Origin of the sequence: uncultured Bacteroides sp., assembly GCF_902472605.1 — a bacterium.
In the GTDB taxonomy this organism is placed as follows: Bacteria; Bacteroidota; Bacteroidia; order Bacteroidales; family Bacteroidaceae; genus Phocaeicola.
In genome coordinates this window covers 52,554-76,339 of record NZ_CABROP010000001.1, presented here as the reverse complement: position 1 = coordinate 76,339, position 23,786 = coordinate 52,554, and the positions used below count along the sequence as shown (strand labels likewise).

Annotated in this window: 16 protein-coding genes; 8 read left to right on the top strand and 8 right to left on the bottom strand. The window is 45.7% G+C overall.

Going from position 1 to position 23,786, the window contains the following annotated elements:
- Window positions 1-72: 72 nt before the first annotated feature.
- Together tsf and gpmI are read left to right on the top strand one after the other, a co-directional pair.
- On the top strand, window positions 73-1,065 hold the full coding sequence (gene tsf, locus RDP42_RS00290) for a translation elongation factor Ts (protein ID WP_308762064.1): 993 nt from the start codon (window positions 73-75) through the stop codon (window positions 1,063-1,065).
- A 185-nt stretch (window positions 1,066-1,250) separates the two neighbouring features.
- Complete coding sequence (gpmI, locus tag RDP42_RS00285) at window positions 1,251-2,765, top strand: 2,3-bisphosphoglycerate-independent phosphoglycerate mutase (protein WP_308762063.1); 1,515 nt, start codon at window positions 1,251-1,253, stop codon at window positions 2,763-2,765.
- Between the two features lie 371 nt (window positions 2,766-3,136).
- Here the strand turns inward: gpmI and rpmH are convergent, their stop codons facing one another.
- Entirely contained in the window at window positions 3,137-3,298 is a 162-nt protein-coding gene (gene rpmH / locus RDP42_RS00280) for a 50S ribosomal protein L34 (RefSeq protein ID WP_007564314.1), read from the bottom strand.
- Between the two features lie 189 nt (window positions 3,299-3,487).
- Between rpmH and efp the strand changes: the two genes are divergently transcribed.
- The gene (gene efp, locus RDP42_RS00275) at window positions 3,488-4,054 is read left to right on the top strand and encodes an elongation factor P (protein WP_204474356.1); all 567 of its coding nucleotides are present in this window, start codon (window positions 3,488-3,490) and stop codon (window positions 4,052-4,054) included.
- 93 nt (window positions 4,055-4,147) lie between these two features.
- Here the strand turns inward: efp and RDP42_RS00270 are convergent, their stop codons facing one another.
- Together RDP42_RS00270 and RDP42_RS00265 are read right to left on the bottom strand one after the other, a co-directional pair.
- Window positions 4,148-6,577 (bottom strand): glycoside hydrolase N-terminal domain-containing protein, encoded by a 2,430-nt coding sequence (locus RDP42_RS00270; protein ID WP_308762062.1) that lies wholly within the window; start codon window positions 6,575-6,577, stop codon window positions 4,148-4,150.
- A gap of 314 nt (window positions 6,578-6,891) precedes the next feature.
- Complete coding sequence (locus RDP42_RS00265) at window positions 6,892-7,146, bottom strand: type B 50S ribosomal protein L31 (RefSeq protein WP_007564320.1); 255 nt, start codon at window positions 7,144-7,146, stop codon at window positions 6,892-6,894.
- A gap of 343 nt (window positions 7,147-7,489) precedes the next feature.
- On the opposite strand from RDP42_RS00265, the gene RDP42_RS00260 reads away from it, so the two are divergent.
- Window positions 7,490-8,497, top strand: a complete 1,008-nt coding sequence (locus RDP42_RS00260; RefSeq protein WP_308762061.1) for a class II fructose-bisphosphate aldolase — start codon at window positions 7,490-7,492, stop codon at window positions 8,495-8,497.
- A gap of 89 nt (window positions 8,498-8,586) precedes the next feature.
- Here RDP42_RS00260 and RDP42_RS00255 read toward each other — a convergent pair whose 3' ends face one another.
- On the bottom strand, window positions 8,587-8,763 hold the full coding sequence (locus RDP42_RS00255) for a DUF4250 domain-containing protein (RefSeq protein WP_022353504.1): 177 nt from the start codon (window positions 8,761-8,763) through the stop codon (window positions 8,587-8,589).
- A gap of 111 nt (window positions 8,764-8,874) precedes the next feature.
- On the opposite strand from RDP42_RS00255, the gene RDP42_RS00250 reads away from it, so the two are divergent.
- The 4 genes from RDP42_RS00250 to RDP42_RS00235 all read left to right on the top strand — a co-directional run bounded on the left by RDP42_RS00250 (window position 8,875) and on the right by RDP42_RS00235 (window position 15,022).
- Window positions 8,875-9,582, top strand: a complete 708-nt coding sequence (locus tag RDP42_RS00250) for a SprT family zinc-dependent metalloprotease (RefSeq protein ID WP_308762060.1) — start codon at window positions 8,875-8,877, stop codon at window positions 9,580-9,582.
- Between the two features lie 90 nt (window positions 9,583-9,672).
- On the top strand, window positions 9,673-10,842 hold the full coding sequence (gene araJ / locus RDP42_RS00245) for an MFS transporter AraJ (RefSeq protein ID WP_308762059.1): 1,170 nt from the start codon (window positions 9,673-9,675) through the stop codon (window positions 10,840-10,842).
- Window positions 10,843-10,868: 26 nt separating this feature from the next.
- Window positions 10,869-12,779, top strand: a complete 1,911-nt coding sequence (locus RDP42_RS00240) for a two-component regulator propeller domain-containing protein (protein ID WP_308762058.1) — start codon at window positions 10,869-10,871, stop codon at window positions 12,777-12,779.
- A 2-nt stretch (window positions 12,780-12,781) separates the two neighbouring features.
- Window positions 12,782-15,022 (top strand): ATP-binding protein, encoded by a 2,241-nt coding sequence (locus RDP42_RS00235; protein ID WP_308762057.1) that lies wholly within the window; start codon window positions 12,782-12,784, stop codon window positions 15,020-15,022.
- A 104-nt stretch (window positions 15,023-15,126) separates the two neighbouring features.
- On the opposite strand, the gene RDP42_RS00230 is transcribed toward RDP42_RS00235, so the two are convergent.
- The 4 genes from RDP42_RS00230 to RDP42_RS00215 form a co-directional block, all read right to left on the bottom strand.
- A complete protein-coding gene (locus RDP42_RS00230) occupies window positions 15,127-16,527 on the bottom strand; it encodes a glycosyl hydrolase family 28 protein (RefSeq protein WP_308762056.1) in 1,401 nt (466 codons plus the stop codon).
- A gap of 21 nt (window positions 16,528-16,548) precedes the next feature.
- A complete protein-coding gene (locus tag RDP42_RS00225; RefSeq protein WP_374046882.1) occupies window positions 16,549-18,831 on the bottom strand; it encodes a GH92 family glycosyl hydrolase in 2,283 nt (760 codons plus the stop codon).
- A 245-nt stretch (window positions 18,832-19,076) separates the two neighbouring features.
- Window positions 19,077-20,735 (bottom strand): RagB/SusD family nutrient uptake outer membrane protein, encoded by a 1,659-nt coding sequence (locus RDP42_RS00220; RefSeq protein WP_308762054.1) that lies wholly within the window; start codon window positions 20,733-20,735, stop codon window positions 19,077-19,079.
- A gap of 24 nt (window positions 20,736-20,759) precedes the next feature.
- The gene (locus RDP42_RS00215) at window positions 20,760-23,753 is read right to left on the bottom strand and encodes a TonB-dependent receptor (protein ID WP_308762053.1); all 2,994 of its coding nucleotides are present in this window, start codon (window positions 23,751-23,753) and stop codon (window positions 20,760-20,762) included.
- Window positions 23,754-23,786 lie beyond the last annotated feature (33 nt).

The window sequence follows — 23,786 nt, the reverse complement described above, 5'->3', positions numbered from 1 at the left end:
TCTCGATTCTCAATTCTCAATTCTCAACTTTGTTTTTATGCATATTATTAACTCAAAATAAAAGATATTATTATGGCTGTAAGTATGGCTGATATCACCAAGCTCCGTAAAATGACGGGAGCTGGTATGATGGACTGTAAAAATGCTTTGACAGAAGCTGAAGGCGATTTCGACAAAGCAGTAGAAATTATCCGTAAAAAAGGACAGGCTGTAGCTGCAAAACGTTCTGACCGTGAAACTTCAGAAGGTTGTGTATTGGCTAAATCAACTGGCGACTATGCAGCAATGATTGCTTTGAAGTGTGAAACTGACTTCGTAGCTAAGAATGCTGACTTCGTAGCGCTGACTCAGGCTATCCTGGATGCGGCTATCGCTAACAAATGCAAGACTTTGGATGAAGTAAAGGCTCTGCCGATGGGTAGCGGTACAATTGCTGACGCAATCGTAGAACGCAGTGGTATCACAGGTGAAAAAACAGAATTGGATGGTTACAACTTCGTTTCTGGCGCTTGCACTGCTGTTTACAACCACATGAACAAGAACCAGCTTTGCACTATCGTAGCTTTCAATAAGGTTTGTGATGAAAAAGTGGCTCACGAAATCTGTATGCAGATTGCAGCTATGAACCCGATTGCTATTGATGAAGCGGGTGTACCTGAAGCTGTAAAACAGGAAGAAATCAACGTGGCTATTGAAAAGACGAAAGCTGAACAGATTCAGAAGGCTGTAGAAGCTGCTTTGAAGAAAGCAGGTATCAACCCGGCTCACGTAGACAGCGAAGAGCATATGGAAAGCAACATGGCTAAAGGCTGGATTTCTGCTGAAGATGTAGCTAAAGCTAAGGAAATTAAGGAAACTGTAGCTGCTGAAAAGGCTGCCAACCTGCCGCAGGCTATGATTGAAAACATTGCGAAAGGTCGTCTGGGCAAGTTCTTGAAAGAAGTTTGTCTGTTGAACCAGGAAAGCATCATGGAACCGAAGAAAACAGTTGCTGATGTATTGAAAGAAGCTGATCCTGACTTGGCTATCACTGAGTTCAAACGCTTCACTTTGCGCGCTGAATAATCATTATTCAATATCCTTTTTCGGGCATGCAGTTTTGCATGCCCGATTTGTTTTACAGCTGTTTGTTTCAAGCAGCCGTTTTTTATTGATTATTATAAGGAAAAGTAATCTTGCAAGCTGGATATTTTGTATTTTTGCTGCCGGAAAACATAGAATAGAATTCTAACTTTTAAACAAAATAGATTATGGCAAAGAAAGCGCTTTTAATGATTTTGGATGGTTGGGGATGTGGCGACCATCAGAAAGATGATGTAATCTTCAATACTCCGACTCCTTACTGGGACAGCCTGCTGGCTACCTATCCTCACTCACAGCTGCAGGCCAGTGGTGAAAATGTAGGTCTTCCCGACGGACAGATGGGTAACTCTGAAGTAGGTCACCTGAACATCGGTGCCGGACGTATCGTATATCAGGACTTGGTAAAGATTAACCGTGCTTGTGCCGACAACAGCATCCTGAAGAACAAAGAAATCGTGTCTGCTTTCTCATACGCAAAAGAGCATGGCAAGAACATGCACTTCATGGGATTGACTTCTAACGGTGGTGTACACTCTTCTTTGGATCACTTGTTCAAATTGTGTGACATCGCAAAGGAATACGGACTGGAAAATACATTCATCCACTGCTTCATGGACGGTCGTGACACTGACCCGAAGAGCGGTAAGGGATTCATTGAACAGCTGACTGACCATTGTGCAAAATCAGCCGGTAAGATTGCCTCTATCGTAGGTCGTTTTTATGCAATGGACCGTGACAAACGTTGGGCTCGTGTAAAAGAAGCATACGATTTGCTGGTAAGTGGTATCGGTAAGAAGGCTACTGACATGGTACAGGCTATGCAGGAATCATACGATGAAGGGGTGACTGACGAATTCATCAAACCGATTGTCAATGCCAACTTCGACGGTACCATCAAGGAAGGCGATGTAGTAATCTTCTTCAACTACCGTAACGACCGCGCGAAAGAGTTGACTATTGTGTTGACTCAACAGGATATGCCGGAAGAAGGCATGAAGACCATCCCGGGATTGCAGTACTACTGCATGACTCCGTACGATGCTTCTTTCAAGGGTGTTCACATCTTGTTCGACAAGGAAAATGTACAGAACACACTGGGCGAATACCTGGCCAACAACGGAAAGACTCAGCTGCACATTGCAGAAACAGAAAAATATGCACACGTAACCTTCTTCTTCAACGGTGGACGTGAAACTCCGTATGCCAATGAAGACCGTATCCTGGTTCCGTCTCCGAAAGTAGCTACTTATGACCTGAAACCGGAAATGAGTGCTTACGAAGTAAAAGACAAACTGGTAGAAGCTATCGGTACACAGAAATATGATTTCATCGTAGTAAACTACGCCAACGGTGATATGGTAGGCCACACAGGTATTTACGAAGCCATCGAAAAGGCAGTCGTTGCCATCGACAACTGTGTGAAGGATACTGTAGAAGCTGCCAAAGCAAACGGTTATGAAGTCATCATCATTGCTGACCACGGAAACGCTGATCACGCTTTGAACGCTGACGGTACACCAAATACGGCTCACTCTTTGAACCCGGTTCCGTTCGTATACGTCACAGAAAACAAGAATGCCAAGGTAGAAAACGGTGTATTGGCCGATGTAGCTCCTTCTATCCTGCACATTTTAGGTATGGCTCAGCCGGCAGAAATGACAGGTCATGACCTGATTAAATAAGCTGTCTGAGAATCCTCAAGAGAACTATATAAAAAGTCGGGCTTTACTGCAAAAAAGTGGTGAAGCCCGTTTTTTTATGCCTTGCGATCGAACCGTATGCCTGATGAGACTTTGTGAATGGGGAGGGGATGCGAAGCAGTGGATGGCTTGCCGTTTTTGAGGCGATGTGCGGTTCTTGCCTGGTGAGTGTGAGGTAGGTGTGGGTGATACGGCTTTCTCGTGGAAACTGGATGGAAGAGGGAGAAAGTGCAAACGCATAGTCTGGAAGACTGTCGGTTGTTCTCTTTCCGGAACCTGATAGGGTGGAAAATAAAAAGCCGCAAGGTAAAATGAGATTACTTTGCGGCTTTTCTGTCAAACAGAGAGCTTGATTAAGCTTTAACTCCGTTGTATTCGTCAGATACAGTTAATTTCTTGCGGCCTTTAGCGCGACGTGCTGCCAATACTCGGCGACCGTTAGCGGTAGCCATTCTTTCACGGAAACCGTGTTTGTTTCTTCTCTTTCTGTTAGAGGGTTGGAATGTTCTTTTCATTTTCGTATATACTATTTATGTTATTATTCCATGCGTTCGGGCTGCAAAATTAGTGACTTTTTTTTAATAATCAAAGTGCTAAATCATTTTTAGACAAATCTTTTTGTGTTTTTTCGTGATTTAGATTAATTTTGCAACCGTATTCAGAGAATAAATCAACTATAACATAATAATAAAAGGATTTAAGTTATGATTAATGCTCAAGACATTAAAATCGGAACCGCTATCCGTATGGATGGCAAATTGTATTTCTGCATTGACTTCCTGCATGTAAAACCGGGTAAAGGAAACACTTTCATGCGTACGAAACTGAAAGACGTGGTAGACGGATACGTATTGGAACGTCGTTTCAACATCGGTGAAAAACTGGAAGATGTACGTGTAGAACGCCGTCCTTACCAGTATCTGTATAAAGAAGGTGAAGACTATATCTTCATGAACCAGGAAACTTTCGAACAGGTGCCTATCGCTCACGACCTGATTGAAGGTGTAGACTTCCTGAAAGAAGAAATGGTAGTAGATGTAGTTTCTGATGCTTCTACTGAAACTATCCTGTTCGCTGAACTGCCGGTAAAAGTACAGTTGAAAGTGACTTACACTGAACCGGGTCTGAAAGGTGATACAGCTACTAACGCTACTAAACCGGCTACTGTTGAAACAGGTGCTACTGTACGTGTACCGTTGTTCATCAACCAGGACGAAATTATCGAAGTCGATACTCGTGACGGTTCTTACGTAGGTCGTGTAAAAGCTTGATGATATACTGTCAGAGAAATCATTCTCGAAGATAAAAAGAAAGCCGCATTGGAACATTCCAGTGCGGCTTTCTGCTTGTTATATCTTTTGCTCTTACAAGAGCTGGATACCTTTGTTCGCTTTCAGATTGACGGTTTTGGTCTTGCCGTTGAAGCTGACTTTTGTCTTTCCTCCTTTTCGTGCCTGGATGTACAGGGAAGTCACTTTCCCGTCTTTCCATTCCATGTCGACCACGAAACCTCCACGGGCACAGATCCCTTTCACGCTGCCGTCTTTCCATGCTTCGGGAAGAGCCGGGAGCAGCTGGATGCTGTTTTCGGACGATTGCATCAGCATTTCAATCACGCCGGCACAACCTCCGAAGTTGCCGTCAATCTGGAATGGAGAGTGGGCGTCGAGCAGGTTCGGATATGTACCTCCTCCGCGACGGGCATCTTTTCCTTTGTAGTTGTCCGGGCTGACATAGTTCAGCAGACGGCGGTAGATATGGTAGGCATTCTTGCTGTCTTTGAGGCGGGCATACAAGTTGACACGCCAGCCGGTGCTCCATCCGGTAGTCTTGTCTCCTTTGATTTCCAGCGTACGGGCGCAAGCTTTGGCCAGGTCGGGGGTACTTTCCACTGACAGGTGGCGGCCCGGATACAAACCGAACAAGTGTGACTGGTGACGGTGTTGCGGGTCTTCATCACTCCAGTCGTGGAACCATTCCTGCAGATTACCTTTCTTTCCAATCTGATAAGGTAATATGCGATCCAGGGTCTTTTCAATCTGTTTCCGGAATTCTTTGTCCGTACCGAGGGCTTCGGCAGCCTTGGACGCATCAATCAGGCATTCGCGGGTCATGGCCAGGTCGGCTGTGCAGCCGTAAGAAGTGGCGCCTACATACCCGTCGGGCGTCACGAACTTGTTCTCCGGAGAAGTTCCCGGTGAAGTGATCAGTTTACCGTCCTTTTCAATCAGCCAGTTCAGGCAGAATTCGGCAGCACCTTTCAGTACCGGGTAATATTGTTGCAAGAAAGTCTTATCTTGTGTAAAGGCATAGCGTTCCCAAATATGGGTTGAAAGCCAGGCACCTCCCATGGTCCAGCAGGCCCATGAAGGGTCGCCTCCGTGCAGGCCTACCGGGCAGGTCATGGCCCAGATATCCGTGTTCTGTCCCAGACACCATCCTTTGTCTACGCCATAATACGCTTTGGCAGTCTCTTCCCCTGTATGTTGCAGGTTGGCGATGAATTCCATCAATGGGCGGTGCATCTCACTCAGGTTGGCTGTTTCGGCAGCCCAGTAGTTTTCCTCTAAGTTGATGTTGCTGGTATAGTTACAGCTCCAAGGTGGGAGCAGCTTTTCGTTCCACAGTCCTTGCAGGTTGGCCGGAACTCCCGGGGTACGCGAACTGGAAATGAGCAGGTAGCGACCGTACTGGAAATACAAGGCTTCCAGTTCCGGGTTCTTCTGGGCTTTGTCGGTATATTGCAGCAGCTGTACGTCAGTCGGCAGGCTGGCGATGGCTTTGTCGGTTGTGCCGAGATTCAGTTCTACCCGGTTGAAGAACGACTGGTAGTCGGCCACGTGTGCCTTTTCAAGTGTGTCGAATGATTTCTGTGCGGCCCGGTTCATTCGCTGTGCCACCAGGTTTCGGTAGTCACGGCCTTCTTTCATCGGGTCCTTGTCGAAGCCGTTGAAGCTGGTCACGTTGGCCACTAAAATCAGCGCCTCTTTTCCGCCGGCTATCTTCAGTTCACCCGACGGGAAACTCTTCACCTGGCTGTCCGGGGCAATTACCCGGATCAGGGTACGGAAATGTGTGCCCCGTTCCGGATCGTACAGATGCTTGTTTTTCATGTCATCGAGATACACCGGATAAGAGTGGTAGGCAGCGTAACCCTCCGCAGAAATTTCATTGCCCGTGGCCGTAGTGGCATGAGGCAGGAGTGAGTTGAACGCAAGTGTGGTTTGAAGTCCCTTTTCATCTTCGGTCTGCAGGCGGAGTACGAGGACAGAGTCGGGAGCCGAAGCGAAGTAGTCGCAGGAGAACGCTTTTCCATTCCGTTGGTAACTGGTTCGGGCGAGCGCCTGCCGGATGTCCAGTGTCCGCTGGTAGCCGGTTATCTTTGCCGGGGTGTCCAGGTAAGTGATGGAGAGCTGTCCCAGCGGCTGGTAGTTTTCACTGTAGTGTCCTTGCACCTTCCGTTGGGCAAGGTCAGCGCCTCGGTAGTCTTCTTTGTCGAGCAAGGCCCGGATTTCCGGAATGGCCTTGTAGGCATCGGGCGTCGTGACTTTTCGGTCAGGTTCACCGGTCCATAGTGTCAAGTCGTTCAGGGAGAGGACGTCCTTGTCCGTACCTCCATAAAGAATGGCTCCCATTGTGCCGTTTCCGATAACAAGAGCCTCTTCAAAATATTCCGCGGGTCGGTCGTAGTGCAGCACCAGCTGGTTTTGTGCGGAAAGTGAGAGTGTAGGCAATGAAATGGTGCAGGCCATTACCACAATGCCCTTCCATTTGCGAATAAAAATACTTTTCATAGTGTATGTGTTAATAAAGATAATTAGCAGCCGCAAGTTATCAAGAAAATTCCGGAAAGGCAAAAAATGGGCTTTAAACATGTAAAAAAGTGGGTGTAAAAAAACGTCTTTGCGTTTGAATGGAAACGCAAGTGCATTCGAAGTCAAACGCAAGTACGTTTCATTCAAAACGCAAGGACGTTTTGTCTCAAACGCAAGTGCGTTTGGATTGAAACGCACTTGTGTTTTCTGGGGATTTCTGAAAGGTCACAAAAAAAGCCTTCCCATCGTCACGATGGAAAGGCTTTTCTTTATTTTTCCCGAAAAATAATCAATTATTTTTTCTTGTGGTTTGCATAACGGCTCATGAACTTGTCCACACGTCCTGCTGTATCCACCAGTTTAGACTTACCAGTGTAGAACGGGTGAGATGAGCTAGAGATTTCCAGCTTAACCAACGGATAAGTTTCACCTTCGAATTCAATTGTGTCTTTAGTAGCACAAGTTGAACGAGACAGGAACATGTCGCCGTTTGACATGTCTTTAAATACTACCGGACGGTAGTTTTCAGGATGAATGCCTTTTTTCATTTTAGTATATACTTTTTGTTGTTATTATTGACAAATAAATATGTGGTAACACTGGTAAAGTGTGTAATGGTCTATTTCGGGTTGCAAAGATACGCTATTTCTTTGAAACTAAAAAGAAATCCCCAAAAAATATTCTATCTGTCAAAGGCTTTTATAAAAAAGGTGGTCCAATTTTTGTCATATCTACTTTGCATCCTTGCCGCCTGTACAGTAAATATTTCGGTTCGGATTGATTTGCCTCAAGAAAAGAAAGAAAATCTATGAGGTAGTGTGTTGCTAATTCTTTTTATATTGTTACTTTTGCAGGTGGAATTAATTACTAACAACTATAAAACTTACAAAAATGGTTAATTACAAAGAGTTAGGCTTGGTGAACACAAGAGATATGTTTGCCAGAGCAATCAAAGGTGGATATGCTATCCCGGCTTTCAACTTCAATAATATGGAACAGTTGCAGGCTATCATCAAGGCTGCTGTAGAAACAAAATCTCCGGTAATTCTCCAGGTATCTAAAGGTGCTCGTAACTATGCTAACCAGACTTTGCTGCGTTACATGGCAGAAGGTGCTGTAGAATATGCAAAGGAACTGGGTTGCGCACATCCTGAAATCGTGCTTCACCTTGACCACGGAGATTCATTCGAACTGTGCAAGTCTTGCATCGACATGGGATTCTCTTCAGTAATGATCGACGGTTCTCATCTGCCATACGAAGAAAACGTAGCTTTGACTAAGAAAGTAGTTGACTATGCACATCAGTTCGACGTAACAGTTGAAGGTGAGCTGGGTGTATTGGCTGGTGTAGAAGATGAAGTTTCTGCAGAACACCACACTTATACTAACCCTGAAGAAGTAATCGACTTCGCTACTCGTACAGGTTGCGATTCATTGGCTATCTCAATCGGTACTTCTCACGGTGCTTACAAGTTCAAACCGGAACAGTGCCACGTTGATCCGGCTACTGGTCGTCTGGTTCCTCCTCCATTGGAATTTGCTGTATTGGACGCTGTAATGCAGAAACTTCCTGGATTCCCTATCGTTCTTCACGGATCTTCTTCAGTTCCTCAGGAAGAAGTTGATACTATCAACAAATACGGAGGTAAACTGGAAGCTGCTATCGGTATTCCTGAAGATCAGTTGCGTAAGGCTGCTAAATCTGCAGTTTGCAAGATCAACATCGACTCAGACTCTCGTCTGGCTATGACTGCTGCTATCCGTAAAGTATTCGCTGAAAAACCGGCTGAATTCGACCCGCGTAAATACCTGGGCCCGGCTCGTGATAACATGGAAAAACTTTACAAGCACAAAATCATCAACGTATTGGGTTCTGACAACAAGTTGGCTCAGTGCTAATCGTGTTTGATACTTATCACACCTGATAAAATGAATAAAGGCTGCTTTCCTTTCGGGAGGCAGCCTTTTTTATTTGTTTGCGTTCTTTTTTACCAGAACTTGTTCTGCGAGGGATTGTATTCAAATCCCACCGCTTTCAGACGGTTCACGATATCTTCCTTGCTCACATTCAGGTCGGCACAGAGTGCGTCGAGCGAAGGATAATAGTCTCTCAATTTCATGTTGATGAAGCTGAACAGCATCATCGGGTCTTTGGGTAATTCCATATTCTGAATTTGTTTTTACGGATTCTTCTTTTTTCGGGGTGCAAAGTTACGGCTTTTATTGTTTCCTTGTACTTATCCGGTTGATAATTTATTTGTTATCTTTGCAAAGCTATGTCAACCAAACGAGTGATAGAAGATAGAGATTTCCGCCGTATTGTGATTGCCACCCGCCGCGGGGCAAGAAATATCACGATGCGTGTGAAGCCCGACGGCTTGTATCTCACGGTGCCGCCCTACAGCAAGGCCGATAAGGTGCTGTCTACGCTGGAACAGTTCCGGGCTGACTTGCTGGAGCGTTTCCGCCAGGTGGCCCAGCAGACCTTGGACTTTAATTTCCGGATAGAGGCCGATTGTTTCCGCCTGTCGTTGGAACCCAGCCAGCTGAAATGTTTTACCGTGCGGTTACGGCCCTCGGGCGAAGTGACCGTGTTTTGTCCGGCGAACACCGATTTCTCGGACGAGGCCGTGCAGAAGCTGGTGCGGGCAGCCATTGTGCGGGCCCTGAAGAAAGTGGCCTCGGAATTTTTACCTCCTTTGCTGAAAGTATGGGCTGAACGTTTCGGCCTGACTTATCGGAAGGTGCGGATTACAGGTGCCCGTTCGCGGTGGGGCAGTTGCACGTCGGCCCGCACCATCAGTCTTTCCTGCTATCTGATGCTGGTACCCTCGCACCTGATTGATTATGTTATATTGCATGAGCTGGCTCACACGCGGGAAATGAATCACGGCCCTCGTTTTTGGGAATTGCTGAACGATATGACAGCAGGACAGGCCTTGCGCCTGCGTGCGGAACTCCGTCGGTTTCATCCTTCTTTCTGAGACATTTAAAAAGAAGGGATATTGTGTTTTTTATACACTTTTTTGATGTAAATTTGCATCGGAAAAGGTTAGGTAAAAAAGATTGTTTGAATGAAAAAGAGTTTGTTGGCGTTGGCTTCCGGTACGTTAGGGCTGGGCATCGCTGAATTTGTCATGATGGGAATTCTTCCTCGAGTGGCGCATGATTTGAATATTAGTATACCAGAGGCCGGACATTGCATTTCGGCCTATGCCATCGGAGTGTGTGTAGGGGCTCCGCTGACGGTGCTGATAGCCCGTACGCGCCCGTTGAAGCAGATTCTGTTGGGACTGGCAGCCATTTATATTTTCGGTAACCTGTGTGCGGCCCTTTCGCCGAACTACTGGATGCTGTTGCTGATGCGGTTTGTGTCCGGTCTTCCTCATGGAGCTTTTTTTGGAGTGGGTTCCATCGTGGCCGAGAAAGTGGCCGATAAAGGCAAGACTTCACAGGCCGTGGCACTGATGATTGCAGGTATGACCATTGCCAACTTGTTTGGTGTACCTTTGGGTACGTTGCTGAGTACGCTGTTTTCCTGGAGGGTCCCCTTCCTGTTCAATACATGCTGGGGACTACTGGTGTTCTTTTTGGTGTGGAAATGGATTCCTTCGCTGCCGGCCTTGCCCGATACAGGACTGAAGGGACAGTTCCGTTTCCTGCGTAACCTGGCTCCGTGGCTTATTATCCTGACCACGATGTTTGGTAACGGCGGGGTGTTCTGCTGGTTCAGTTATGTCACTCCGCAGATGTTGCACGAAGCCGGATTCCGGCCGGAAAGCATGACGTGGATCATGATGTTGGCCGGGCTGGGTATGACGATTGGCAACTTGATTGGCGGGCGTTGCGGCGATTTGTACGGACTGGCACCTGTGGTACGGTTCACGCAAGTGTTCATGATGCTGGCTTTGCTGGGTACTTTCCTGTTTGCCGGGATACCGTGGCTGTCCGTTTTGCTGATGTTTGTCTGTGCGGCTGCTTTGTTTGCCGTGTCACCTCCTCAGCAGTTGTTGCTGTTGCAGAATTCGCGTGGAAGTGAGATGATGGGAGCTGCCTGCGTGCAGATTGCCTTCAATCTGGGCAATGCCGTAGGAGCCTACGCCGGAGGACTTCCGATTGATGCCGGACTGGGTTACCGTTATCCGGCACTCGTGGGAGTTTTCGTGGTGGCTTTGGGATGGATATGTGTCTCCTGGTATGTCCAAAGGGAACGCAGGTCCGTCTCCGTGAAATGCAAGAACTGATACGTTTGTATCATAAACAATATACTATGAGACTACTTTTGTTGGCTTTGATAATTTGTTTGGGAGGATATTCTTTCCGTTTGAAGGCGAAAGATACATTCTTCTCGAAATATAACTTTTATCACCTGACGGAGGAAACGGGGTTGCCCAACAACTCGGTGACTTCCGTGATAAAAGATTCGTATGGTTACATCTGGATTGCCACTCAGGACGGATTGGCTCGTTACGATGGATATCGTTTCTTGAACTATGATGTGGAAGAGCCTTATTACCGCCTGAAGGGAAATTATGTGTATGCTTTGTCTGAAGACCGTTACAAAAGGCTTTGGGTAGGCTCGGATGCCGGTCTGGATTTGATTGACCTGCCGACGGGAAAAGTGCTCTCGCTGGACCGGTTGAATGGGAACAAGTTGCCGGAGCTGGCTTCTTTATCAACTTCTTTTGTGCATGCCGTTCTGCAGGCTTCCGACGGGGATGTTTGGATTGTGACCGACAAACTGTTATGGTGCCTGGAGTTGGATGCTTCCGGAGAGATTGCCGCCTGCTATCGTATGCAGAAAGAGGGGGAGAATGCCCTTACGGCAATTGCGGAACTGAAGGGGGGAGTATGTGCCAGTATCGGTAATCAAGTATATTGGATGGTAAAAAATAAAGACCATACGATTAGTAAACGACTGGTATCAAAATCCATCGTGCCTTTCAGTGCTGACTGGCGTATTTCCTGTCTGTTGGAAGACAAGGGATGTGTATGGATAGGAAGTAACCGCGGACTTTTCCGGTATTACCGGGATACAAGGACTTTAACACGCTATCGTTATTCATCGCACCGGGAAGGGATGCTCAGTCAGGCGTATATTACAGATATGAAACTGACTTCCGATGGGCGTCTGATTGTTTCCACACTTAACGGGCTGAATGTCTATAACCCGGCTTCCGATTCTTTTTCTTTTATCCGTCGGCAGGAGGCTCTGAAAGAGAGTGGCTTGAACTCCAATACCATTGTATGTCTGTTTACCGATGGGGAGGATATCTGGGCCGGTACGCAGGATGGAGGTGTGAATTTACTGTATCGTCCGCGTCGGCTGGAAGTATCCAGATTAGGTGATATCCCTTGGCAGCTTGCCGAAGGACGTGCGCCTCAAATTAGTGCAATCACAGAAGATAAGACGGGAAATTTATGGGTGGGCACGATAGAAGGCGGACTCTACCAGTTGAATCCGGTCACGGAGGCGGTGCAGCATTATTCGTTTGTGCCGCAGAACCGGTCGTCTATCCTTTCGAACAATGTGAACGGATTGCTGATAGATAGCGACAATCATTTGTGGGCTTACACTTGGGGAGCCGGTATCAGTGAACTGGATTTGAACCGTCCGCAAGCTGCGTTCCGGCAGCATTCCAATGGAGAGGTGCCGGGATTGGAAGATGAATTTATCATGAGCGCCGCAGAAGACTCTATTAACCGAGGGCTTTGGTTTGGCACCACGCACGGACTCGTGTTTTATGATAAGAAGCAGGACTTGTTCCGTAGTGTCGGATTCGGTTCGGATGTGAACGAGTTTGAGTCGGTCGGTTCGTTGTGTGTCGACCGGAAAGGACGCTTGTGGGTCGGCACCTCCGAAGGCTTGTATATTGTCGATTTGTTTTCTTTTGCCCGGTCACGTCGGCATTTCACTTATACCCATCTGCGTTACAAACTTGATGATGCGAAATCTACCCAGGTGGAGCGAATCAACGTGGTTTTTCAGGACAGTCAGGGAAATATCTGGTTGGGAGGAAAGGCTACGGGACTTTATCGTTTGCTTTCGGATGAAGGGGGCGTTTTCTGTTCAAGCATTATGGTCCCAAGGAGGGGTTTTATGAGAACACAGTCTATGGACTGGCTGAAGATGGCGAAGGGAATTTATGGCTTGCCACCGAAAATGGATTGTGTCGTTTGAAAATGGAGGAGAATACTTTTATTCCATACGAAAAAACAGATGGTATTCTGGATAAGGAATATAATATGCACACGCTGTATTTTTCATCGCGCTACAATCGGTTGTATTGTGGAAAAAACCATGGGGTGTGTGAAATCCTGTTGAAAAAGATACCTGAATCGGCAGGAGCACGTGAGGTTGTCATTTCGTCTTGTCGGGTGAATGGTGGATTGTGGATGTATGGGAATGGAAAGAACTTGTCTGGGTTGGAAGAAGGTGACAAACTGGAACTGGCTTTGACCACTCATGAATATGGTTATAGCGAGTCTATCCGTATCCGTTACCGGTTGGTCGGAAATGGAGAGGAATGGATAGAGCTTCCATCCGAGAATCCGGTGATTACGTTGTCTTCACTTCCGTCAAGAAACTGCCGGTTGGAAATACAGACCACCAATCAGGAGGGAGAATGGCAGAAAGAGGTGTGGCGGTTAGACTTGAAGGTACGCCCATATTATTACAAATCCTGGTGGTTCTGGTCATTGATTATTTTGGTGACAGGTTCTCTTTACGTTCTTTTTTATCGTTATAAGGTACGTCGGCTGAAACACCGGCAGGCAGTGCTGGAACAGTTAGTGGCCCAGCGTACCCATGAACTGGAGGTGCAAAATCACAGCCTGGAGGTTATGGCGCATCATGTGGAAGAAATGGCCGAAGAGAAGATACGTTTCTTTACGCATATCACCCATGAATTCCGTACGCCTGTCACGCTTATTCACGGACCTATTGAACAGGCTTTGGCACTGACTTCCGATGAAGAAGTAAAAGAACAGCTTCATATTGCCGAACGCAATGTGCAGGATTTGCTGTCTTTGGTAAATGAATTGATGGATTTCCGGAAACTCGATACGGAAAAGGTGAAACTGAATATTCATCCGTTCAATCTGGTGGGCATGATAGAGGATTTGCTGTTGCCGTTCAATTCCTTTGTGAAAGACCGGCATATTACGTTGCAGACATATTATCACCTGCAGGGACTTTCTGTCAGTGCTGACCCTAAATATCTGCATCGGGTGTTGACAAATCTGCTGGCCAATGCCGTGAAATTTACGCCCGATGGGGGTACGATTCGTCTGTATGCGGCCCGGCTGGTAGATGAGGAGGGAAAGGTACAGCTTTATCTCTCTGTCTCGGATACGGGATGTGGTATTCCGGAAGACGATCTGCAGCAGATTTTCGACAGTTTCTATCAGTCGCAGAATACCGTGGCTTACCCTGTTTTCGGGCAAAGCGGAACGGGTATCGGCTTGAATGTCTGCAAACGGATTATTGCCTTGCACGGGGGAGTGATTTATGCTCGGAATAATCGGGCCGGAGGGACTTCTTTCCGTATTCAGTTGCCGATGAAAGATTTACCGGCAGAGGAGGAACGAACGGTTGTGGAAACGGCTTCTTCGGAAAGTGAAGCCCAAAAGTCGAAGAGTGAACCGGTATCACCGGCCTGGGCTACCATACTGGTGGTAGACGATAACAGTGATATGCGCCGGTATATTCATTCATTGTTGAAGAAGGAATATAATCTGTTGGAGGCTGAAAACGGTGTGAAGGCTCTGGAGGTTCTCAAGAAACATACGGTTGACTTGATTATCAGCGACCTGCTGATGCCGGAAATGGATGGGCTGGAATTGTCGAAACGAGTGAAGGAGAACTTGGAAACCAGCCACATTCCTTTCCTGATTCTGACAGCAGTTCGTTCGGAAGAAAATGAAAAGATTTGTTATTCAGTGGGGGTTGATGAATATTTGTGCAAACCTTTCGATGCGGAAGTGTTCAAATATCGCATCCGTAACATTTTAGCATTGCGTCGTGGCTATCAGGAGAGACTTTCCAAACCGGTTGCACTTGCGGACGTGAGTGAACTGGGATTGGTTGAAGAATCGCGGGACAAGACCTTTATGGATAAGGCCATCGAACTGATGAAGCAGCATTATGCGGATTCTGAATACGGGCTGGATGCATTCATTCGGGATATGGGTTACAGCAAGACCTTAGTGAACCAGAAGATGCAGAATCTGGCTGGAATGCCGATCGGGCAATTTATGAAAAATTTCCGTTTGGATATGGGATATCAGCTGTTGGAACAGAGAAAAGGTGAGGCCAATGTGTCGGAAGTGGCTTATGCGGTGGGTTTTAATGATCCTAAATACTTTACGAAATGTTTCAAACAGCGTTTCGGCTGTTTGCCAAGTTCAGTAGGACGTTCCTGAAATGAAAGAAGAAGCCGGAATGCAGGGAGCTGCACTCCGGCCCAAAAAAGAAATTTAGAAATGTACCGTTTCACAACGGGTTTTTTATGAGCACTAAGCTAGCATCATTTTTGTATGATTTTGGATGCATTTTCCAAATGCACATCTTCTGCGGCGTAGTCCGGTCGGGTATCTCCCCAGTTCACCATGCAGTCTTTCAGTTGGATGTCTGAGGCTGTGTGGATGAAGAATCCGTAAGTCTTGCCTTTCAGGAAACCTTCTCCGTCGCACGGACGTTTGTCGTAAATACCTCCTTCAAAGGTCGTCCGTTTGTGCAAGTTCACTTCTACCTGGTCAAAGTAAATCCGGTTGATTTTGTCGGGGGTATCGCCGCCGACGAAGACTCCGTTTTCACTTGTGCACTTGATGTTATGGAAATAAATACGGCTTACTTCTCCACAGGCACCTTTCACGGCTCCTTTCGGGAAGCGCCAGCCTGCATCTTTGTGGTTACCCACGGCACGCGGATAGGAAGTGACATAGATTGGTTCGGCTTTGCCCCACCATACATTTGAGAAGAAGCGGCAGTCGACAATCATGTTCGAGAAAATCACATTGGTTACCGTACCTTCGTCACGGTTCTGGATACCGATGCCTCGGTTGCTGTCTTTGATGATGCAGTTCGTAAACAATACGTTGTTGATTTTGTCCATGTTCTCCGAGCCGATTTTCACGGCGCAAGAACGGGAGGTCATGGTACAGTTGGTTACCACTACGTCTTCGCAGCTTCCATACTCTTCAAATTCTCTTCGGTTTTTCAGACAGATGCAGTCATCTCCCGATTCAATGAAACAGTTGGAAATGCGCACATCTTTGGAGTGGTCCACATCGATACCGTCACCGTTCCGGATCTTGAGGTTGTTGAGGATGCTGATACCGTCAATCATGACGTTGCGGCAGCCAATCAGATGCACTGTCCAGTAGGCACTGTTGCAGATGTTCACATCGCGTATCACCAGCTTTTCGATATTGGTCAGCGTAAGCACGTGCGGACGTGGGTCAAAGTCGGTTACCGGTTTCAGTTCGTAGGAATCTTCCAGTTCTTTGCCCATGAAAGCCACTCCGTTACCGTCGATACTTCCGGTACCGGTGATGGATACGTTTTTCAGGTCTTTTCCGCTGATCCACATCATACCTTCTCCCCGGTTGGCACCAAAGGCACTTTCGGTATAGATACTTTCGTCCGGATTGGCCAGCAATCGGGAATTAGGAGCTAATTGTAGTTCTACGAATGATGCCAGTTTAAACGGTCCGCAAAGGAAGGTATGACCTGCCGGGACAAGTACTGTACCTCCTCCTGCTTCAGAGCAGGCATTGATGGCTTTCTGGATTGCAGCTGCATCATCTGTTTTTCCGTCGCCTGTGGCTCCGTAGTCCATGATGTTGTAAATCCCTGTTTGGGACGAATGGCATGCTCCAAGAAGGAAGATGCTGAGTAATGCAAGTAGGATATTTTTTGTTTTCATAATATAATGGACTTTAAGTTTTTATTCAGAAACTTCAACCAAAGAGGGAGGACAATCTTCTGGGGCATTTCCCCATACTTTGTTAGGAGTATTTCCCATGGTAAACACCATCTTTCCTCCTTCTGTGATATCCTTGTGTGAAATATAGTTTCGCGTATAAGGCTTTCCGTTCAAGGTTACTTTCTGTATATAGATGTTTTCCTTGGAAGCATTTTCTGTCTGCAAGGTAAAGGCTTTTCCGTTTTCCAGGTGTAGTGTGGCTTTTGTGAACGACGGGCTGGCCAGTACATAATAAGGTGAGCCTGGACAAACCGGATAGAATCCCAAGGATGCAAAGATATACCAGGCCGACATCTGTCCGGCATCGTCATTGCCCGACAAACCTCCAGGTGCGTTCAAGTATTCCGTATCCATGATGTGGCGTACAGCCTGCTGTGTTTTCCACGGTTCACCGGCGTAGTTGAACATGAAAGCTACCTGATGGCAGGGTTCATTGCCGTGCCAGTATCTTTGTTCGCTGAACATGGAGTCCAGTTTCTCCACATAGTGCTGACGTCCGCCCATGCATTCCATCAGTCCGTATGGGTCTTGCGGCACATACCAGGTGTAATGGCAGGGTGCCCCTTCGGTGATGAATTTGGTAAACTGGAAGGCATTCGCTTCTTTCAGGAAGGTGCCGTCGGCGTGTCGTCCCTGTGCATATCCTGTAGCGGGGTCGATGACGTTACGGTAGTTCTGCGCACGAGTTGCCAGCAGTTTGTAGTCGTCAGTCTTTTGGAGTAACTTGGCCACTTGAGAAAGCACGAAGTCATCGTAGGCATATTCCAAGGTACGTGACACCTGCTCTTTGGTGTGGAAAGCATCGGGCACACTGTCCTCCAATGGGATGTAGCCATATTTCAGGTACGATTGTAAAGCCCGGCGTCCCATGCCGTTCCGGTAATCTTCTTCTTTGGCGGGTGATTCGAACGCATTCTGCCGCATGGCCTTGTAGGCCGTCTCGATGTCAAAGTTGCGGATACCTTTCACGTAGGCATCTCCCAATGCGGCAATGCAGTGGTCGCCCACCATGGCAGCCGTATAGCTGTTCCAGCACGGGAAGATAGGCAGCCAGCCTCCCTGTTCATATTTATGTACAAGCGACTGCATCATGTTTCCTCCTCGGGTAGGGTATAATAAGTTGATGAGCGGATGCAGGGCCCGATAGGTATCCCACATACTGAAGTCATCATAGTAAGTTTCGTTCTGTGCCAGCTGTAGAATGGAATCTTGCTGTGCAAAAGCCGGGTATCTGCCGTCTACGTCATTGAACGTGCGGGGCAGGAAAGAGGCCCGGTAGAAAGCTCCGTAGAATTTTTCTTTGGCTTCCTGATCTGGAGTTTCCACTTCGATGGCCGAGAGATGCTTTTCCCAGATAGCGGTAAGCTCCTTTCGGGTCTGGTCGAAGTTCCAATGTGGAATTTCCTGTTGCAGGTTACGTTCAGCTCCTGTTCTATCGGTGAAGGAAGAAGCCGCTTTGACCAATATTTGTTCGTGGCTTTCCACGTGAAAGCCTATATAGATTCCGATGTTTTTTTCATGACCAATTTTTGTCTGTCCAGGGAACAGGCTATCTGCATGGAAAGTCCCGAAGTCACAGGGATCTTTCTGGTAGTCTATGATAAAGTGTCCACTGTATCCGGCTGGTTCTCCCCAGCCCTGATAAATACGGTGAACGGGGTTGTAGCCATAGATACGTTTCTGTAAGGTATCAATTTCAATGTATCCTTCTCCTTCGTCGCTGTTGGGATTGACGATGAGATAAGCTTTTCCCGCCTTCTCGTAGGAAAAACGGAAAATGGCCGACCGCGAACGACCTGTCATTTCAGCCTGAAGATGTTCATCAGGCAAAGTCACAGAATAATAAGAAGGGGTAGCAGTTTCCTGCTCGTGTGAGAATCGGGTGGCTCTTTTTTCCGGCAGGCATCGTAATGAATCGAAGGAAGCCGTCAGTGTCATGGAGCCATAGTCTTGTGTACATCCTCCCACAATCCAGTGGGAATTGCGAAATCCTTGGAATAAGGAATCACGATAATAATACGGTGCGATGCATTTCAGTTCGGTGTCTTGTGTCTGTGGTGTCCAGAAATTCATACCGTTTGGTTCCAATACGGCAGGTAAGGTTTGTCCGTATTCTTCGGTATGCTTGCCAAACATCCCTGCAGTGTGGGTTGTACTGGCTGCAGTGCCCACTCTTGTGTCAATGTATGATAATAAGTTTTCGTGGGAATGTTCCCCCGTACACGAAATCATTAATGGAACCATTGTTCCATAAATCAGTGATTTGAGTAATGTAGTGAGATGTGTTTTCATAAATCTTAAATCTACGTGATTGCTATGTGTATTTCCCACAAAAATAAGAAACGGTCATTATTATGCTTCGCAGGTTTAAGATTATTCAACTCATAATCTGTAGTTTCTATATATAGAATTAACCTTTGAAAACTTGAGAATAAAATGATTTACAAATATCGGTGAGGGAAGTCCCTCACCGATATTTTATAAAGTGATTAGTTGTGATATTCAGGATAACCCGGATTCTGTTTCCAGTTCGGATTTGTATTCAACATATCTCTATGCAACGGGAAGATACGGCGTGTCTTATCAAAGTTAGCTTCTGAGAAACCTGTCTTATAATGTGGGAAGAATTCATCCTCGAAGTGACCGAAACGGATCATATCATTTCTACGCCAGTTTTCATCGAAGAATTCACGACCACGTTCGTCATACAGTTCATCAAGAAGTTGTTCTTTGGACAATCCTGCTTGAACGTTATCTGCATGAACATAAGCACGTATTTGATTCATTAAGCTTTCTGGAGTATCACCATTTGTTGCAGTTCCTCCACGTAAAATTGCTTCAGCTTTAGTTAACAGAATATCTGCATAACGGAAGATAGGCAAATCATTAGACTGGTCTCTACCATTTCTGTAATCATCATCGATAACGAAGAATTTTACAGAACGATATCCCTGATTGTATCCTTTCAAATTATCTCCTACACCGATTTGAGGGTCACCCGGAGTTTCAAGAGTGATGTCTTTGGTAAGCACAATCTGTTTACCTTCTGTATCCAAAGCCGGTTCCTGGGTCGGTTCGTAAGTTGTCGGGTTGTATACATATACAGGGCCCATCAATACGCTCTTTGCACGGTCGCCTGCTTTACTTGCATCTTCGAACAATTCAGCAAATTCCGGAGTCATAGTGATATATCCACCTGCAGACTGGCTGAGTTGCATTCCATAATAGCTTATCTCCACATCTTTAGCAGCTTTCCAGGTACGGGCACGTCCATATTGTAGACCTTTTTCAGTATAAGTATCATACGGCATTGCATATATAAAGTCCTCTACATTTGCTCCGTTGTCAGGACCAAATTTTTTCTGGTAGGTCATACTGCCGAGGTTGAATTTACCGCTCTTGATAATGTCATCACAAAGAGCGATACAGTCATTAAGTTTTGGATTGCTATAGGCAGAAGCATCGTATTTATCTACAGATTCTGCTGTATAAACCGGCCAGTTGATATAAAGTTTTATCAAAAGAGCTTCAGCCATCCATTTAGTCGGTTTTCCGTATGTGTTGGAACTTACCTCATCTGTGAGTTGAGGAATAATCTCTTTCAACTCTTTTTCAATAAATTCAGCAACTTCCTTACGTGGTGAACGGTCGACATACTCACCATCATTGAGCAATTTATTCAAGATAGGAGCATCTCCCCAGCAATCCATCATAATGAAATGGAAGAAAGCACGCATAGCACGAGCTGGAGCAATTATACTACCTGCTTCATCTCCACCTAAATCACGGATAATTTGATTTGCTTTAGTGCAACCAGAGGTAAGGTTTCCCATCCAGTCAATAGTTGCATCCTCTGCTGTAAAGTTGTGAAAACTCGGATGTGCGTATGCACCACTATCATACCATCCACCTCCGTATGATACGGCTGTATATTCATCACTTGAGAGTGACATCACTTCCATGTATCTACGTCCGAACGTACCGCGCAGCTGATAATACACATCAGCCATTTTGGCTTCCACAGCAATCTCATTATCTGTCGGATATTCGGTATATTGAGATTCTACTGCTACATCTAGATCTGTACAGCCGGTAATGAGAGTTGCGGCTACACAAATAGAAAATAATGATTTTATATTCGCTTTCATAATTCTAGTGTCTATATTGATAAATTAGAAATTGATCTTTAACCCAACCATTGTGGTGCGAGTGTGAGGATATGCGCTCCAACGATAATCAACACCTGGATCGATACCACCCATGTTTACTTCTGGGTCAAGTCCTTTGTAACCAGTAATAGTAAATAGATTATTGCAAGTTACATATAATTGCAGGTTCTGCAACCAGCCATTAAAGTTCTTGAAAGTATAACCGATAGAAAGAGTGCTCAGACGCAGGTAGGAACCACTTTCAATGAAGCGGTCAGATGGCAAACTACCAGAAGTAGTAGGATGTTCAAGGAATTCCTTCAATACATTCTTACCTCCTGACAACATTTCAGGGCTCATATAGTTGGCACGGGTTCCGTTGTAGATATCATTACCGAAAACTCCTGTAAAGAATACTGTAGCGTTCCAGTTCTTATAGTTGAATGTGTTGTTCCATCCAAAGTTCAGCTTCGGCTGTGCACAACCGGTAATTGTACGGTCTTTATAACCTGGAGTAGTGGTTGTTTCTCCTGTACGTTCGCCCGTATTTTCATCTCTTACATAATATGTAGCTTCGTTATTATCGTTGAAGCCTGCAAATTCGTATGTAAAGAATGTTCCAAGAGGCTGGCCTTCGATGATACGTTGTGTATAACCTTCAGAAGATACTCCGGCTACCATTGGGTCACCTTGTGTAAATACACCTACTTCATACTTGTCGTTAGACAATCTGTTTACAGTGTTCTTGTTATGAGAAAGAGTTACAGTAGTATTCCATGTAAAGTCTTTAGTCTGAACAGGAACAGCATTGATAGAAACTTCAATACCTTTATTGGTAATTTCACCCACATTGGCTGCGATATCACCAAATGGATATATATTGGTAGATACCGGATAATTCCAAATCAAATCGTTTGTTTTCTTGTAATAGTATTCGATAGATCCATTCAGACGACCGTTAAAGAGTCCGTAGTCAAGACCTACATTGAACATTCCGGTAGTTTCCCATTTCAAATCCGGGTTTGCATTCTTGGTGGCAGCCAGTGTACGCCACTGTTTACCATTATAATTGAAGAAACCAGATGCACCGTAAGTCTCTACTGCTGTATAAGCGCCGAAGCCCAAAGCGTTACCACTGACACCATATCCCAAACGGAACTTCAAGTTATCGAACAAATTCTGGTTTTTCATAAATTCTTCTTCAGTAATGTTCCATGCAACGCTGACTGAAGGGAAGGTACCCCATTGATTATTCTTACCAAATACAGAAGAACCATCACGGCGAATAGTTGCCTGAATCATATATTTACTGTTGAATGAATAGCTTGCACGACCATAGAAAGATATGTTGCGGATAGTTTCCTTAGTACCACTTTCTACAGCAGGAATACCATCAATTGTACTTGCGTATGTAAGCTGATTCCATTTCAGCATGTCATCGTAGAAATCATGTACAGTCAAACCAAAACCATCGTTAGACATCTTTTCTTCCCAAGAATAACCCACCATCAATGACAGTTTGTGAATGTCATTGAAAGTTGCGTCGTAGTTACCGTAAGTTTCGAAGATGTGTTCGTGGCCGAAGTAAGTATTACGTCTTGCCTGACCGTTGTAAGCACTTACTCCTTCAAGCTGTGTTTTATGAGTGTCGTATGCACTGTAAGTACTCTGATTATTTGTAAATGAGTAGTTGACGTTCCATTTCAGTCCTTCAATAATTTCCAGACTTGCTTTACCTAACAACTGTGTATTCTTATAAATAGTCTCTGATGTATCTTCATAAATCAGTGACAATGGGTTATAATTCTTAGAACCTGTAAGAGCTGTACTCCATGAACCGTCTTCATTTCTAACCGGTAGTCCAGGTGAGAAGTAGTTCATAGCATCCAATACAGATGCACCTTCATTATTCATCGGAACGCCAATGGCTTTACCATATCTGGCATTTACACCGGCTGAAATCTCCAAACGGTCTTTCAGGACTTTTGTAGTGACAAGAGAACGGACATTCAATCGGTCCATGCTGGAGCCTTTGATTACACCTTCACGGTTTTGATAGTTAAGGCTGGCCATGTAAGTAGTCTTACCAGAACCACCGTTGATGGAGAGGTTGTGATTATGGCTGATAGCTGTACGGAGAACTTCATCCTGCCAGTTGGTGTTGGCGCCCAAGTCATTCTTTGGTTCTTCACCCTTCTGGGAATAGTATGCACGCAAATCATCGGCAGTAGCCATCTCCAGGGTATTGAGAATTTTATCAAATGCTACATAACCGCTATAACTTACGTTAGTGCGTTCTGCTCCGTGTTTACCTTTCTTGGTATTGACGATAATTACACCGTTGGCAGCTTTTGAACCGTAGATGGCAGTTGCAGTAGCATCACGAAGTACATCAATACTTTCGATATCATCAGGAGCTACCAAAGAGATATCTACACCCGGAATACCATCGATTACATAGTAAGGCTGCATAGCCTGACCGGTACGTAAAGAAGAAGAACCACGCAAGGTGATACTCGGAGAACCGTTCGGGTCACCTGAAGTAGTGATGCTCAATCCGGCAACTTTACCTTGCAACATGCTGGCTGCATCAGAGTATACACCGACGTTCAACTGGTCAGCTTTTACTGAGGTGATAGAACTGGTTACATCCTTACGGGCCATGCTACCGTAACCGATAACTACGACTTCGTCCAAAGTTTCTGTATCTTCTTTCATGGTTACATTTACTTTGGCATTGTTTACTACCACTTCCTGTGACAAGAAGCCGATATAAGAGAATACAAGGGTCTTGCCCTTAGCTACTCGAAGGGTGTAGTTACCGTCCAAGTCGGTAACGGTTCCGTTGGTGGTGCCTTTTTCCACAACGTTTACACCGATTAACGGTTCACCTGTCGTACTTTGTACGTTTCCTGTAACTGTGAGTTGCGCGAATGCCCATGAGACATTCATCAGAAAAAGAGCCATGAATAAAACAAATGGCCTTAGTCTTGCATTTTTCAATTGTACTTTACACATAAACTTAGATTTTTAAAAGGTTAGTTTTTAAAA

Excerpts from the sequence above, each read along its gene's own strand:
- RDP42_RS00240 (WP_308762058.1), top strand. The coding sequence starts at position 10,869 with ATGAGACTACTTTTGTTGGCTTTGATAATTTGTTTGGGAGGATATTCT.
- RDP42_RS00260 (WP_308762061.1), top strand. The coding sequence starts at position 7,490 with ATGGTTAATTACAAAGAGTTAGGCTTGGTGAACACAAGAGATATGTTT.
- RDP42_RS00230 (WP_308762056.1), bottom strand. The coding sequence starts at position 16,527 with ATGAAAACAAAAAATATCCTACTTGCATTACTCAGCATCTTCCTTCTT.
- araJ (WP_308762059.1), top strand. The coding sequence starts at position 9,673 with ATGAAAAAGAGTTTGTTGGCGTTGGCTTCCGGTACGTTAGGGCTGGGC.
- RDP42_RS00255 (WP_022353504.1), bottom strand. The coding sequence starts at position 8,763 with ATGGAATTACCCAAAGACCCGATGATGCTGTTCAGCTTCATCAACATG.
- RDP42_RS00235 (WP_308762057.1), top strand. The coding sequence starts at position 12,782 with ATGGAGGAGAATACTTTTATTCCATACGAAAAAACAGATGGTATTCTG.
- RDP42_RS00250 (WP_308762060.1), top strand. The coding sequence starts at position 8,875 with ATGTCAACCAAACGAGTGATAGAAGATAGAGATTTCCGCCGTATTGTG.
- gpmI (WP_308762063.1), top strand. The coding sequence starts at position 1,251 with ATGGCAAAGAAAGCGCTTTTAATGATTTTGGATGGTTGGGGATGTGGC.
- efp (WP_204474356.1), top strand. The coding sequence starts at position 3,488 with ATGATTAATGCTCAAGACATTAAAATCGGAACCGCTATCCGTATGGAT.
- tsf (WP_308762064.1), top strand. The coding sequence starts at position 73 with ATGGCTGTAAGTATGGCTGATATCACCAAGCTCCGTAAAATGACGGGA.
- RDP42_RS00225 (WP_374046882.1), bottom strand. The coding sequence starts at position 18,831 with ATGGTTCCATTAATGATTTCGTGTACGGGGGAACATTCCCACGAAAAC.
- RDP42_RS00270 (WP_308762062.1), bottom strand. The coding sequence starts at position 6,577 with ATGAAAAGTATTTTTATTCGCAAATGGAAGGGCATTGTGGTAATGGCC.
- RDP42_RS00265 (WP_007564320.1), bottom strand. The coding sequence starts at position 7,146 with ATGAAAAAAGGCATTCATCCTGAAAACTACCGTCCGGTAGTATTTAAA.
- rpmH (WP_007564314.1), bottom strand. The coding sequence starts at position 3,298 with ATGAAAAGAACATTCCAACCCTCTAACAGAAAGAGAAGAAACAAACAC.
- RDP42_RS00220 (WP_308762054.1), bottom strand. The coding sequence starts at position 20,735 with ATGAAAGCGAATATAAAATCATTATTTTCTATTTGTGTAGCCGCAACT.
- RDP42_RS00215 (WP_308762053.1), bottom strand. The coding sequence starts at position 23,753 with ATGTGTAAAGTACAATTGAAAAATGCAAGACTAAGGCCATTTGTTTTA.